General features: G+C 56.3%; 13 protein-coding genes. 5 read left to right on the forward strand and 8 right to left on the reverse strand.

The window, feature by feature from the left end; all coding sequences use genetic code 11:
* Positions 1-17: 17 nt before the first annotated feature.
* Positions 18-1706 carry a glycoside hydrolase family 13 protein gene (locus tag JC200_RS14205; RefSeq protein WP_274432341.1) on the forward strand — a complete coding sequence of 563 codons (1689 nt, stop codon included), beginning with the start codon at positions 18-20 and terminating at the stop codon, positions 1704-1706.
* An 18-nt stretch (positions 1707-1724) separates the two neighbouring features.
* Here the strand turns inward: JC200_RS14205 and JC200_RS14210 are convergent, their stop codons facing one another.
* A complete protein-coding gene (locus tag JC200_RS14210; RefSeq protein WP_274432342.1) occupies positions 1725-1850 on the reverse strand; it encodes a hypothetical protein in 126 nt (41 codons plus the stop codon).
* Positions 1851-2089: 239 nt separating this feature from the next.
* Between JC200_RS14210 and JC200_RS14215 the strand changes: the two genes are divergently transcribed.
* Positions 2090-3016, forward strand: coding sequence for a C39 family peptidase (locus tag JC200_RS14215; protein WP_274436557.1), 927 nt, complete (start codon positions 2090-2092; stop codon positions 3014-3016).
* A gap of 20 nt (positions 3017-3036) precedes the next feature.
* Here the strand turns inward: JC200_RS14215 and JC200_RS14220 are convergent, their stop codons facing one another.
* The 6 genes from JC200_RS14220 to JC200_RS14245 form a co-directional block, all read right to left on the reverse strand.
* Positions 3037-3975 (reverse strand): sulfotransferase family protein, encoded by a 939-nt coding sequence (locus JC200_RS14220; RefSeq protein WP_274432343.1) that lies wholly within the window; start codon positions 3973-3975, stop codon positions 3037-3039.
* A 197-nt stretch (positions 3976-4172) separates the two neighbouring features.
* Positions 4173-4430 carry a hypothetical protein gene (locus JC200_RS14225; protein WP_274432344.1) on the reverse strand — a complete coding sequence of 86 codons (258 nt, stop codon included), beginning with the start codon at positions 4428-4430 and terminating at the stop codon, positions 4173-4175.
* Positions 4427-5392: a hypothetical protein gene (locus JC200_RS14230; protein WP_274432345.1), complete on the reverse strand. Its 966-nt coding sequence runs from the start codon at positions 5390-5392 to the stop codon at positions 4427-4429. The genes JC200_RS14225 and JC200_RS14230 overlap by 4 nt, the downstream gene beginning before the upstream one ends.
* Positions 5370-6002, reverse strand: a complete 633-nt coding sequence (locus tag JC200_RS14235; RefSeq protein ID WP_274432346.1) for a cytochrome b N-terminal domain-containing protein — start codon at positions 6000-6002, stop codon at positions 5370-5372. Before JC200_RS14235 ends, JC200_RS14230 begins: the two co-directional genes overlap by 23 nt.
* Positions 5999-6163, reverse strand: a complete 165-nt coding sequence (locus JC200_RS14240; RefSeq protein ID WP_274432347.1) for a hypothetical protein — start codon at positions 6161-6163, stop codon at positions 5999-6001. The genes JC200_RS14235 and JC200_RS14240 overlap by 4 nt, the downstream gene beginning before the upstream one ends.
* 182 nt (positions 6164-6345) lie before the next feature.
* A complete protein-coding gene (locus JC200_RS14245) occupies positions 6346-7320 on the reverse strand; it encodes an aromatic ring-hydroxylating oxygenase subunit alpha (protein ID WP_274436558.1) in 975 nt (324 codons plus the stop codon).
* A 159-nt stretch (positions 7321-7479) separates the two neighbouring features.
* Between JC200_RS14245 and JC200_RS14250 the strand changes: the two genes are divergently transcribed.
* Positions 7480-8913 (forward strand): MFS transporter, encoded by a 1434-nt coding sequence (locus tag JC200_RS14250; protein ID WP_274432348.1) that lies wholly within the window; start codon positions 7480-7482, stop codon positions 8911-8913.
* A gap of 127 nt (positions 8914-9040) precedes the next feature.
* Entirely contained in the window at positions 9041-9541 is a 501-nt protein-coding gene (locus JC200_RS14255; protein WP_274432349.1) for a hypothetical protein, read from the forward strand.
* Positions 9542-9591: 50 nt separating this feature from the next.
* Here JC200_RS14255 and JC200_RS14260 read toward each other — a convergent pair whose 3' ends face one another.
* Positions 9592-9762 (reverse strand): hypothetical protein, encoded by a 171-nt coding sequence (locus JC200_RS14260; protein WP_274432350.1) that lies wholly within the window; start codon positions 9760-9762, stop codon positions 9592-9594.
* Between the two features lie 362 nt (positions 9763-10124).
* Between JC200_RS14260 and JC200_RS14265 the strand changes: the two genes are divergently transcribed.
* Positions 10125-13769 carry an efflux RND transporter permease subunit gene (locus JC200_RS14265; protein WP_274432351.1) on the forward strand — a complete coding sequence of 1215 codons (3645 nt, stop codon included), beginning with the start codon at positions 10125-10127 and terminating at the stop codon, positions 13767-13769.
* The last annotated feature ends 10 nt before the right edge of the window (positions 13770-13779 follow it).

Consider the following 13779-nt stretch of genomic DNA (forward strand, 5'->3'; position numbering starts at 1 on the left):
GAGGAGGTTTCTGCACGTTGCAGCGCAAATGGTGGAAAGAAGCAGTCGTGTACCAAGTCTACCCACGAAGTTTTATGGACAGCAATGGCGATGGCATTGGAGATCTCAACGGGGTGACGTCGCGACTCGACTACCTGGCAGAACTCGGCGTAGACGTACTGTGGCTCAGCCCAATCTACCGCTCGCCAAATGACGACTTTGGCTACGACGTCAGTGACTACCAGGCCATCATGGATGAATTTGGTACGCTGCAAGACTTCGACTTGCTGCTTCAAGAAGTTCATGCACGTGGGATGAAGCTGGTCTTGGACCTGGTCGTAAACCACACGTCTGACGAACACCCATGGTTTGTCGAATCTCGCAAGAGCAAGGACAGTCCTTACCGCGATTACTATATCTGGCGGCCCGGTCGCGATGGGCGCGAGCCGAACAACTGGCGGTCAGTGTTTACGCGTTCTGCTTGGGAACTCGACGCTGACACTGGTGAGTACTTTTTGCACCTGTTCAGTAAGCGGCAGCCGGACCTCAACTGGCATAACCAAGAAGTTCGCGAACGCATCTACGAGATGATGACTTGGTGGCTCGACAAGGGAATCGACGGTTTCCGGATGGACGTCATCAATGCCATAGCGAAGGCGGACGGTTTGCCGGATGCCCCACAGGCTGACGCTGACGGATACGGCTGGGGCGGTGTGCACTTCCTGAACTTGCCGAAAACGCACGACTATCTGCAGGAGATGAATAAACGCGTGCTGTCGAAGTACGACATCATGACTGTAGGTGAGACAGGCGGTGTCACGACGGCAGATGCGCGCCTGTTCGCAGGGGCGGACCGTCACGAACTGAATATGGTGTTTCAGTTTGAACACGTCGACCTGCTCGACTCCGGGCCAGGTGGCAAATGGGACGTCAAACCTTGGTCGCTTGAAGACATGAAGACGATTATGAGCCGTTGGCAAAACGACCTCTACGATGTGGCGTGGAACAGTTTGTTTTTGAACAACCACGACCAACCGCGTGCATTGTCCCGTTTCGGCGACGACGGCCCGTACCGTGTCCCAGCAGCGAAGATGCTCGCTACGTTTTTACACTTGCTGCAGGGCACACCGTTTATCTACCAAGGGGAAGAGATTGGCATGACGAACGTTCGCTTTGCGCACATTGACGACTATCGGGATGTCGAGATTCTCAATTTGTGGCAGGAACGGGTCATTGAAGGTGGGGAAGACCAAGAGCTCTGGATGCAGCGTATCTATGCAAAGGGGCGAGACAACGCCCGGACACCGATGCAGTGGAGCAACAGTGATAACGCGGGTTTTACGACTGGGACGCCGTGGATTGCGGTCAACCCCAATTACAAGGAGATTAACGTCGAAGCGGAACGCAGTGAACTGGATTCTATCTACCACTACTACCGCAAGCTGATTCGCCTGCGCAAAGAACACCCAGTTGTGGTGTATGGAAAATACGACCTGGTGCTCTCCCTGCACAAGCAAATTTACGCCTACACGCGCACGCTAGACGATGTGTGCTGGCTAGTTGTAAACAACTTCTTTGCTCAGCCAGCAGAGTTCATGTTGCCAGAAGTCTTGCACGACCGCGTTGACGGTGCACAACTCATGCTGGCCAACTACTCCGTAGACGGCGCAGAGAGTGTGCGACAATTTACTCTACGCCCGTACGAGTGTCGAGTGTATAGCCTCTAGTCGCATTCACCCACCTGGTCAATGCGACTGGGTGGGTGACTCCATCGCAATTCTCCGTTCCAGGCGCTTCGTGAGAACCTTGAACCACACGTTCATTCCGGTGAGTGCTGCAACTGTCACAGCGATCACAAAATAGGTGTCCATCAAGAATCCCTCCAATGATGAGTTCCGGTCGGCAGCCCCGCCTTCGCTGCCGACATTGGTGACCGCGCATGTCACCCTCCATGAACAAGCATAGAAGTCCAAGGTTGAAATCTGCTCAAAAACATGTTGAGATTGTGTGAAGGAGTCATCGACAAATTTTGCGCATACCTGTTAACATAGGTCAGACAACTGTTGCTCTCTGGACAGCTTGAGATTTTGGGGGCGAGAACGTGGACGATATGGACCGCTTGCGGGCGATGAATCAAGCGCGCAAAAATGCCAGGCGACGGGCCGTGCGCCGCAGACAAGCTGCGGTTGTAGCGACAATCGCCGTGATTGGGGTCGGCGCGTGGGGGACGTCCGGGTGGTGGCTCCATTTAGGCGGTTCACCAAGCACTGCTTCTGCGACTACGCAGCAACCTACAGTAAGTAAAGCGAGTGCGCTCAAGGCAAAACGCATCACCGGAACTTCGAGTCGGTCGACTGCGAAACAGGTGGACAGCACAAGTGTCAGCCAGAACCAAACTGGAAGTGGCAGCGCGAATACGCCACTCCCCACTTCCGCTATGCTGAACGTTCCACCCCAAGACCAGTGGCCGCAACTGCCAAATGGCTGTGAAGTCACTAGTTTGTCGATGCTGTTCACCGCTATCGGTCACCCTGTGAGCAAAATGACGCTCGCGCAAGAGATGCCGTACGACCGCACTCCGCGCGTCAAGAACGCAGCAGGGCAGATTGTGTCGTGGGGGAATCCGAACGTCGGATTCGTCGGTTCTCCCTACGTATGGTCGGATGGATTCGGCATCTACCACGGTCCAATCATCAAGTTGATCGACAAAATTGTGCCGGGCGAAGGCGTCGATTTGACAAATCAGCCCTTCACCGATGTGCTCTCGTATGTCGCTCGAGGCATCCCGGTTGAAGCTTGGGTGACCGCAGAACTGAGACCGACCAAAAGGTTCTGGGAGACGTGGCAGACACCCGAAGGGCCGATTACGGTCACGCAGCAGGAGCATGCGGTGCTCATCGTCGGCTACGACGCTACGCACGTCTACATCAACAACCCGATTAACGGTAAGAAGGACGAAGCGGTGAATATGCAGGACTTCCTGGGCGCTTGGCGGCAACTTGGAGACCAAGCGGTTACGATTGTCGCGAACAAGTAGCCTTCGCGGCGGCTAGCGGCTCAGTTTGAGCCTGTCATGTCCGGTCGACCGTCCGACGTATTTGCCCGCGGGCGCCAAATACTGAGGTCACGCTGCAGGAGTTCAGCGAGAGCGGCGATGTCGCTCGCAAAATAGGCCTCGAGTTCAGCGCGTGTAGCCGACTCCATACTGACCTTCTTCAAAACCATCGATTTGGCGCGCAGTCCCAAGCGTTCCCGGATAGCAGCAGGAACCAGAGGCTTCACAAGCTCCTTGAGGCCGTTTGGCTTCGAGATAAAGTTGTACACCAGCCTGGAAGTGGGCTGCCCGGACTCGTTGTGCGTGAGTGAAGTATCAATCGGCACATCGGGATCGACGCCTAAAAAGGCCAACACCTCGCGTACATGAGCGCATGGCTCTCTCACAAATTCCTCAAACAGCAGAACCTTGACCTGATCGCGTCCGAACACGTCAAAGTAGCGCTTCACCTGCTCTGTGTAGAGTCCGAGTTCGCGGTACAGCCACATCGGTTCGTAGTCGTTCGCGTGTCGAGCCTGCTCCTGCGCGAGGCTGTCCTCAAACGACATCGACTCCCGTTCATCGCGGATCAAGTGTGTGTACGCAGAATACGCGCGATCGACCGGGTTGCGCAGCAGAATGATGACCTTCGCAGCTGGAATCGTTTTGTGGATGCGTGCCGCGGTCCCAGGGTAATAGAGGTAGAACACGGACGATTCACCGACTGCTGTCTGTTCTTGTACGTCGTCAAACAACTGTTCGTAGAGCGCACGGTCACGGACCGTATATTGGTTCATCCCCTCATCACCAGGTCCTTGGAACGTTGGCGGAAAATCAGGGATTGAGAAGTAGTGGGCTTCCTTCTTCGGTGGGATATAGATATCCGGGTGCTGACTGAGGTAGCGGTCGAGCGAACTCGTGCCACTCTTGGCGGCACCGACGATGAGAAAGTTAGGGAGCATCGTTGTTCCTCCGTATCTGGCGAATTCGCACCGCCCGTCGGGGGCGGGTGACACCCTCTAGCTTACCACGGTGAGACAAAATCGTCAGATTTGCAGTGGCGCCAATTGAACTGGCACGTATCGGTCCAGGTTCGCTGAAACAGCGAACGCGACCTGAGGCGCGTTGCCCCACGTCGCGTTTCGTCTCACGCACACGCCTAAGCGCCCTTGGGCAGCTTTCCTTTGCGTGCCCGATGGGTCCACATCGATGCAGCGAGCGGCATACCGACTACGTAGACCGCTGCAGCCAAAAGTACCGCCCCGACGATACCGCCTCGCCAAGCGCCGTTGACGAGCGCTTTGTACACGAGGTTTGTTGCGTAGATGCCGACGCAGGTGAACAGCAGGACCACCCACCGTTGCGGAAGCAACGCGCGGCGGGGGCCAGCTTTCTGTGTACGAGTGGAACGGTTCATGCGTGTCCACGCCCCTTCTTTGTCGTCGTGCGGTACCAGCGGCGCCAGATCAGTTTGTAAATCCCGAATACCTTCGGCAGTGACCGGAGTCCTGGAATGAATGGAGTCAAGACGAGTAAGATGGTGACGAGGCCAGTAGTGAGCACAACCTCCAAGTCAGCGGAGCTGGAGTTGACGAACGGCGGGATCTGATACAGCAGGGTGTAGAACCACAGCCACACTGCGCCCGGGTAGTTGCCGGTCTCTTTGATAATTCCCCACTGGTTGCCTGACATGTCGAGTTGATTCGCGTACTGGGCGTCAGGTACGTCCTGCAGCAAGAGCAGCGATTCCGTGCGGTTCGTCGAGGGCATTGGACCAGACCCGCCGTCGATTGCGGACTCCAGCAGACCACTTCTGGCCAACCCGAGGTATGCGTTGAGCATCGTCGGAAGCGGGCCATAACTGTCAGGACTGGCTGCTGGCACGACTAGGACTCCGTGCTGCAGAGTCGCGTGATTCAGCGCGGATTCAATGTGGTTCACCCACGCCGACCGCTGTTTCACGGTCGCCTTGCTCCAGGTTTGCAGTGGTGACTGCAGAGAAGTGTCGACTTTGGCGACCTTGTTTAACGGGTCGAGTACGTTGACCTTCGCTGAATTGATCGGAATCTGCACACCAGCCATCTGCGCTGGCGAAAAGCCGGCGATGGATTGCGCGGTACCCGAGTTGTTGTAGGGGGGGCCGTAGGTGCTGATGGCATCTTGCCCGGACAGGTCGTCAAGGGCGTTTTGCAGCAGCAGTTTTGGGTCTTGACGTGCGACTTGTTGAGCGGTTAGCGCTGGGACGTCCGCAGTCGAGAATACCGCGGCTAAGACCAACACCAAAGCGCCCATGATGCCCAGCGCAACCAACATCTCGCGGATTAGGTCATACGGTTTCTGTGGGAAGTCGGCGTTGTTATTCCGCCACTTTCTCGCCATCGTCGACTTCCTCCTTTCCATTCGGCAGGGGTTCTACAACCCCGTGCATGCGGACCAACATCAGGTGAATGGCTAACAACACAATAATGACCATCGGGAGCACAAAGATATGCAACCCGTACATTTGGCCGAAGTTCAGGATGTTGAAGAATCCGCCCACGCCTGTCGAGTTGATCGCGTCTTTTCCCTGCACGCCAATCCACTGCGAGTCAAAGTTGTTTTGCGACAAATAGCCGGTGAGTCCCGCCACAATCGAGACGAGGAACAGCAGCCAACCACCAATCCACGTCCAGTGCCGACCACCGCGCCAAGCTGCCATCATGAACTGTGCCCACAGGTGCAAGACCATGAAGAAGAAGAAGGCCTGAACGCTCCAAAAGTGCATGCTGTTGAAGAAGTGACCGATGGGAGAGATGTGCCACCACTGAGGCCCGAAGATTGCGAGCACCGTCCCGGTTATGATGAGCCAGACGAGTGCCGCTACAGTCAGAATGCCAAACAGGTAGACGTATGAATCCACGTAGGCCGGCATGCTGTCAGGCAACAGGTTTTCCATCGGAAGTGTGTTCTGAACCCACAGCCGCAGTGACCGCGTCATGTTCTTTTTCACTCGTCGTCACCTCCTTTGTGGTCCGGAAACGGAATTACGATCGCGAGCACGAAAACAACCACCATCAGACCGACGACAATGAGGTCGGCAGCAGATAGGTTCAACCAAGAAAACTGCCACGCCCATCCGGCGTGAATGGGGGGAGATAAATGTCCGTTCATGCAAATCCCTCACTTTCTGCGTACGTACTTGTCACTGTCCCAAGCGGGTGGGGCGATGGCCAACTCACGGCAATGGTAAATGTCCCCTCTATACGATCTAATCATCCCTACTAGGCCATAAGCGTAACAACGCCGAATCGGACCATTTTGAGGGGGTCTAAATGGACTATTGAACAGATGTCTCAGACAACTCCAAATGTCACGCCGAGTTCTCGCAGGTACTGCCGGTAGGCGATGCTGACGCGGTCGCACTGAAGTGACAGTTCGAGTTGCAGGTCGAGTAAGAGGTCTTCGGGCTTTTGACTTTCGATAATCGGCAGGTCCTGATCGAAAATTCGGTCCTGAAAGGCAATCAGTTCTGTGTCCTCAAGGCCTGTGTCATAGTCAAACGACATGAGCCCGTAGACGGTTGACTCGCTCGTGTTTTCTGGGCGAACCGTCAAGACGATGCTCATCTGGCGTCCAGTGCTGATATCTCGTTTAAGAAACTTGACAGTCAGCGGACGGATCATGTCGTAGGTGTAACTCACCATACCTGGGCGACCAGCCCCATCTGCGTTTGGCTGAAAGACGTGTATCTCGTCTGAACTGTAGCCAGTCGCGGTTCGATGGACCTGGTATTGTGGAATGTACGGTTGTTCTGACGAACCGAGGAACCCGTCATGAAGGATGGCGAGGTGCCCGACATCCAAAAAGTTCTCGATGATGCGCGGCGGTTTCGCCTTCGCCTTGCGTGGCCCCCAGATGACGTGGTGGCCGTTGGTGTCTGATGTCCCTTCGAGTGGGAACATCGGTGTCTGGGGTGCGTCGAGGTTCACCCAGACGAAGCCGTGAGCCTCGGTACAGCCGAAACTGGTCAACCGAGCCTTTTTGGTGATTGGCGTCCCCGGTTGGAGTTGGGGGATGTCGATGCAAGTTCCATCCGCAGCGTACACCCAGCCGTGATACGGACACACCAGTGCTCCGTCGCGTACGCAGCCGAGCGAGAGCGCTGCGCCGCGATGTACGCACAAGTCTCGACAAGCCAGTGCTGTACCTTCACTTCGCCACAAAACGACCGGTTCACCGAACAAGTTGATGTGTTTTGGAGTCTCGTTCACTTGCGCGGACGGCAAGGCAACGACCCACTCGCGCCGCAGTACAGCGTCGTCAATCACGTTCAATTTAACTGTCTCCCCACTTCACTGGATGGCGTGTGAATACTTGTGCTTTTTAGTCTAGGCTAAACGTTTGTATGTCGACAAGGGGTTCACTACAATGAGGCGGGGAGAACTGTGTAGATAGAGAGATTTCAGACAACGACCGAGGTGCTTTAGATGAGTGTGGCTCAGGCGACTGACCAAGAAACGCGCAAGTGGTGGGTGTTGGCAAACGTCGCAGTGGGGACATTCATGGCGACGCTCGACGGCAGTATTGCCAATGTGGGCCTGCCCACCATTTCCAATACACTACAAGTCCCACTACATCTTGTGCAGTGGGTCGTGACTGCTTATTTATTGACGATTTGCGCCATGCTGCCGCTCGTGGGAAACTTGGCTGACTTGTGGGGGCGTGGGCGGCTCTACAATGCGGGTTTTCTCGTATTTGCTGCGGGGTCAACCTTGTGTGCGCTGTCGCCAACCATCAGTCTGCTGATTGCGTCCCGCATTGCGCAGGCCCTCGGCGCCGCGCTGTTGATGGCGAACAGTCAGGCGATTACTGCCACCATATTCCCTCAGCACCAACGCGGTCGAGCGTTGGGTATTATCGGGGCCACCGTATCGCTCGGGGCACTCACTGGTCCGACAATTGGCGGACTCTTGATTGGCTACTTCAACTGGTCCGCCATCTTTTGGGTCAACGTGCCGATTGGCGTTTTGGGGTTTGTGCTCGGGTTGTTTCTGTTGCCGAAAAAACACACCCGGCAGTCAGCGAGCGGTTTCGACTACATGGGTACCGTTCTGTTCATTGTTGGGATTGTCGGTCTCCTTTACACGGTTTCGAACGGTGAAACGTGGACATGGACATCGTCACGAACGGTCGTTGGTCTAACCGGGTCAATCCTCGTGCTCGCTGCGTTTGGCGTGCGCGAACGCTATGCCAAGAAGCCCATGATCGATTTTTCCCTGTACCGCAACCGCGCCTTTTCGGCAGCGAGTTTCGCCGCAATGCTCTCTTTCGTGTCTTTGTTCTGCACGAACACGATGATGCCGTTTTACTTAGAGGACGTGTTGCACGCTTCACCGCAAGTCACGGGTCTCGCGATGATGACGTACCCGCTGGCCATGGCGGGTGTGGCTCCATTGTCGGGCTACATATCTGACCGAATTGGACCCAAGCTGTTGACGACTGGCGGGCTGTGTGTGAATGCGCTGGGGTTTGTTCTTCTCAACCTCCTGTCCACCGGCGTACAGCCTTGGGTAGTAGGTCTGCACCTGGTGTTGTTTGGAATTGGGCAGGGGATGTTCCAGTCGCCGAACAACGCAAACATCATGAACACCGCGCCACGCAGTAAAGTTGGATTGGTTGGCGGTTTGAATGCGTTGGTTCGAAACATTGGTATGGTCATCGGCATTTCCTTGTCAGTGTCTGTATTCACTGTTCGCTTACACCAGTTGACGGGGGCAGTGTTCCACGGAGTGCCAGCCCATCTCGCGCCAGGGCTGTTTATGGCAGCTCTCCACACGGTCTTTTGGGCGGCTGCCGCAGTCTGCGTCGCTGGCGCTGTTTCGTCGGTTCTGCGGGTCGCACCTCGCCGCCAAGTTGCTTGAAGGCGAGGGACTAGCAGGTTCGCGCAAAAAACCGCGGCCGTGTATTACCACGAGAGGAAATATTGCTATAATTGACGCCTGACACAGCGCCATCGGCAACGATCGGAAGATGGAGGTGAGAGGCCAAGTGCATCGACAATTTAAGCCTTTCTATCAGTTTATCGAACAGGCCATACGTGTGTTGGAAATCGTCCTCGCACTGCTCTTAATTGTCGGCGTAGTGGGAGCGGGCGCGATGATGGTCGCGAGCTTGTACGGCATGCTGTCTGTGACGAGCAGCCACAACTTTCAGCAGTTTCTCGATCAAGGTCTGCTGTATTTGATCGGCCTGGAAGTCGCGATGATGTTGATTAAGCGAGACCCTCACCTAGTGGTCGACATCCTCATCTTCGCGATTGCGAGAAAGATGATTATGACGATGACTCGCGGTACAGACTTCTTTTTCGGAGCTCTCGCCATTCTTATTCTGTATTTCGCAAAGTGGTACGGACTGGGCAACGGTCGACTGCCGAGCAGATTTCTGGCGGCCGCTTGGGGGTCTCGTCGCGCGGGGACGCGTAGCCGTGAACGGGCCGCTTCAGACACCACCGTTCCTGCGGACAGTACTATTCCGCCTGAGCACGGTTGAACAGAGGCCAATCGCCGGGGTTCGGCGATTGGCCTCTGTGTATATTCGAATCAACCGTTGACAATGTCATCGAGGCTGGCGTGGACGAGTTGGACAATACGCGTTTCGTAGCCGCGTTCTTGCAGAGTTAGTGCGTACGTCTCTGCCTGTATCTTCGTCTTGCTGGGACTCGGTGACCAACCAGCACCCTTCGAATACCAAACCACATATAATCGTTCCATTGTTCATCCACCTCTGTAAGTTCTGAATCATCGACACAAATGCAGTATATTGCTCCCTTGCAAAGCCTGATACAGCTATGTGAACCATCTTATCTAGTTCTAATTGACTAGACGCATGAAGCACTCTATCCCAAAGGCTGTGTTGTTGCAAGAGGACGACGAACAAAAGCGGCCTCATCGGCGTCTTACATGAGAGGCTAAGTTTTTGTTCCCACGATGCAACCTCGCAACGAAGCGAGCGGGGTTGACAGGCCCCGTTGACAAATCGATGTTGTATTTTAGCAAGTAAAACATTAAACTTGGAAACAAATCAGCAGAAATCAGAGTCAGGGTTGAAAGGGTGTTGGAGGCGCGTGCGTTTCTTGACCAGGTTTTCATTGCGCAATCCAGTGGCGGTCGTCATTTTAGCATTGCTCGTAGCCATTCTCGGAGTGGTCTCGGCGTTTGGGCTACAAGAAGACCTGATGCCAAACCTGTCGATCCCGGTTTTGTCGATCAGCACGTCGTACCCCGGTGCTTCGCCGAGCCAAGTGGCGACCGATATCACGGCACCGCTCGAAAAGGCGCTGAACGGTGCCACAGACGTGCAAAGCATCACTTCGACCTCGCTCGCGAACGTCTCCCAGATCCAGTTGCAGTTGAGTATGAGCGCCAACCTCAACACGGTGCAACAGAACGTGCAGCAGATTGTTAGCCAGGTCCAGTTGCCGTCCACTGCTGGAACGCCATCAATCCAGTCCTTCTCCTTTAGCAATACGCCGGTGCTCGCGTTAACTGTAGCGTCCGGCAAGCTCTCGCAGAGTGCGCTCAAGGGCGTGGTCAACAACCAGATCGTTCCGGCACTGCAGGGAGCGCCAGGCGTCGCTACGGTCAGCGCAAGTGGGGCAGAGGCGGACAACGTCGTGATCCACTTCGATCCGACCCAGTTGAGCCACTACAACCTCAGCCTCGCGCAGGTGCTACAGTCGCTGCAAGCAGATACGGGGTCGACGCCGCTTGGGTCCACGACGACGAATGGCAAGGTTCAACCTGTTCAGTTGAAAGCGACGCTGACTTCGCTCGCTGCCATCCGCAAGCTTCCAGTCGCACTGCCAAGTAATCCGTCTGCCGCTCTGCAACAGTCGCTTGGACAGAGTCTCAGCCAAATGGGTCAAGCGATTGGAAAGGTCGCGTCAGGTGTCGGCCAGGTCGGGCAGGGGCTTGGCGTCGTGCAGGTGGAAAATCAGGTGCTCGCACAGATGCAGCAGGTGCAAGGCCAACTCTTCGGGGCTCAACTCGCGCTAGCGAAGGAACTAGCCTTGCCGCAGACACAGCAGAACCCGAAGACGATTGCACAGCTTCAGGCGGAGATCCCGGCGCTTCAACAAGCGCAAACGAAACTTTCTCAGACGCTGACGTCGCTCGAACACAAATTGCAGCAGGTCACGGGCTCGGGCGGGGTGTCCGCGGGGACGACCGGGGCTGGCGCCGCGACTCGGACAGGCAGTTCTGCAGCGGGCGGGGGTTCGACCGCATCCACTGCGACTCTGTCCACCATTCCGCTGTCAGACCTCGCGTCGGTGGCCCTGCAACCGCCTAGTGGTCACAGCATCAACCGCACGAACGGAGTACCGAGTATCCTCGTGTCTGTGACAAAGTCTGAGAGCGCCAACACTGTGACGGTGGTCAAAGCCCTCGACAAACAGCTCGCAGCCCTCGAGCCACAGTTGCCTGCGAGTGTGCACGTCGTACCGCTGTTTGACGCCTCTCAGATGATCACCTCGTCTGTCAACGACGTCTTGCGCGAAGCGCTGCTTGGCGCCCTGTTCGCAGTCGTTGTGATTATGTTGTTCCTGCGCAATGCGCGCACGACACTGGTGGCGATTGTATCTATCCCGCTCTCCATTCTGACGACGATGATTCTGCTTTCTCGCCTCGGTATCACGCTCAATATTATGACGCTCGGCGGCCTAGCGGTTGCGACTGGGCGCGTCGTCGACGACAGCATCGTCGTGATCGAAAACATCTTCCGCACGTGGCGCCAGGGCTACGGCTTTGGCAAGCGGCTCATTGAGTTTGCCGTCGCGGAAGTCGGCAACGCGATTCTCTCGTCGACACTTGCGACGATTGCGGTGTTCTTGCCGCTGACCCTGGTCGGCGGGATTGTCGGCAAGATCTTCTACCCGTTTGCCCTCACAGTCGTCTGTTCGTTGGTCAGTTCACTGTTCGTCGCGCTCACGGTGGTACCGATTTTGGCCTGGCTGTTCGTCGTGCGTCGGCCAAGCAAAGGTGTCGCTACGGATGCAGCGATTGCCGCTGGTGCTGCTGTCGCGGCGGGGGACGTTGGCGAGCTGGCCGGCGCTAGCGCGTCGAGTGGGACAGGCAATGCAAGTGCTCCCGGAAGCAGTGACGGCTGGCTGCGGTCGGATGTGGAACAGGTAGCGCGCGAAGCCACGATGCACCCCGAGCAATTGCGCCGCTGGCAGAAGCAGTATCGTGGCGCGCTGAACTGGGCCCTAAGCCACAAGCTCATTGTGTCGCTCGGTACAGCAGTCGCGATGGTCGCTTCTATTCTCATCCTGCCGCTTGTCGGCAGCACCTTTATTCAAAACTCACTGCAGCAGACCGCCAGCATTTCTATTAAAATGCCAGTCGGGACGCCGATCTCAGTGACGAACAACAAGGCCAAGCAAGTGGAAGACGCACTGCGCCAGGACAAGACGGACATCCAGCGGGTCAACACGACTGTCGGCGGTGGCGGTCAGTACGGCGGTGGTTCCGGACTCTACAACACGAACACCGCTTCGCTCACGGTCGCCCTAACGCAATCAGCCGACGTCAACGCGTTTCTCGCCAAGGCACGCAATCAGGTGGCGCCACTCGCAACAAACGGCGCGACGATTCAGGTGAAAGGCCAGTCGACAGGTGGTGGCACGACGGCGTTTGACATCGTCGTCAAAGGCGGGAACCCAGCAGCGATCGCTAATGCCACGACCAAGATTACGAATCGCCTGCAGCACTTCCCCGGGCTTGCGAACGTCGCTAGCAACCTCGCGACCACTCAAGCTCAGATTAGCGTTACACCTAACCTTGCCGAGGCCGCCAAGTATGGTTTGACAGCGCAACAGGTTGCCGGAGACGTTCGGAACTACCTGTCGCAACAAAACATCGGGTCCGTCACAATTAGCGGGCAGCAGTATTCGCTCGAAGTGACGATGAAGCAACCAAGCTTGTCCACACTGAGCGATATCCGCAACCTGCCGGTGACGGCGCCAACCGGGCAAACGTTGACCCTCGGCGACATCGCCACTGTTTCACAGGTGCAGACGCCGACGTCGGTTCTGCACGAAAACGGGCAGACCTACTCCGAAATTACGGCAGATTACACGACGCAGAATACGAATCAGGTGTTGAAGAGCGCTTTGACAGCCATTCACAAGCTCAACCTCCCGAAAAACGTCACGGCCGCGCAGTCCTCCGGCGCACTGCAACAGAGTCAGAGCTTTACGCAGCTGATTGAGGCGATTCTGGTGGCAGTCGGGATTGTTTACATGGTGATGCTGATCTTGTTCGGTGACTGGTCAGCACCACTCGCCATTTTGTTCTCGATGCCGGTGGCGCTGATTGGGGCGTTCTTCGGCTCACTCATCGCCGGCGTGCCGCTTAGCGTGTCGTCGCTCATCGGGATCCTCATGTTGATGGGCATCGTGGTCACCAACGCAATCGTGCTCATCCAGCGCGTCGAACAGCAGCGCGGTCGCGGCATGACCGTGCGCGAGGCGCTGCTCGAGGCAGGGACGACGCGTCTGCGGCCAATTTTGATGACCGCTGTCGCAACCATCTGCGCGCTGTTGCCGCTTGCGCTTGGTGCAGGGCAGAGCGTGCTTATCTCGAAAGGACTGGCGATCGTCGTGATTGGCGGACTCTTCTCCTCGACGATTTTGACCCTGGTCATTGTGCCGCTCGCGTACGAGTTGTTGCACTTCCGGATTCACCGCAGAGAGCGAAGGATGACCGAAGCTTTGTGAGTGTCATGCG

It is taken from the genome of Alicyclobacillus sp. ALC3 (genome assembly GCF_028751195.1).
GTDB lineage: Bacteria > Bacillota > Bacilli > Alicyclobacillales > Alicyclobacillaceae > Alicyclobacillus_L.

What these genes read in the sequence shown, in the direction of transcription:
- JC200_RS14230 (WP_274432345.1), bottom strand. Translation starts at nt 5,392, where the DNA reads ATGGCGAGAAAGTGGCGGAATAACAACGCCGACTTCCCACAGAAACCG.
- JC200_RS14220 (WP_274432343.1), bottom strand. Translation starts at nt 3,975, where the DNA reads ATGCTCCCTAACTTTCTCATCGTCGGTGCCGCCAAGAGTGGCACGAGT.
- JC200_RS14260 (WP_274432350.1), bottom strand. Translation starts at nt 9,762, where the DNA reads ATGGAACGATTATATGTGGTTTGGTATTCGAAGGGTGCTGGTTGGTCA.
- JC200_RS14250 (WP_274432348.1), top strand. Translation starts at nt 7,480, where the DNA reads ATGAGTGTGGCTCAGGCGACTGACCAAGAAACGCGCAAGTGGTGGGTG.
- JC200_RS14215 (WP_274436557.1), top strand. Translation starts at nt 2,090, where the DNA reads ATGGACCGCTTGCGGGCGATGAATCAAGCGCGCAAAAATGCCAGGCGA.
- JC200_RS14240 (WP_274432347.1), bottom strand. Translation starts at nt 6,163, where the DNA reads ATGAACGGACATTTATCTCCCCCCATTCACGCCGGATGGGCGTGGCAG.
- JC200_RS14225 (WP_274432344.1), bottom strand. Translation starts at nt 4,430, where the DNA reads ATGAACCGTTCCACTCGTACACAGAAAGCTGGCCCCCGCCGCGCGTTG.
- JC200_RS14210 (WP_274432342.1), bottom strand. Translation starts at nt 1,850, where the DNA reads ATGGACACCTATTTTGTGATCGCTGTGACAGTTGCAGCACTCACCGGA.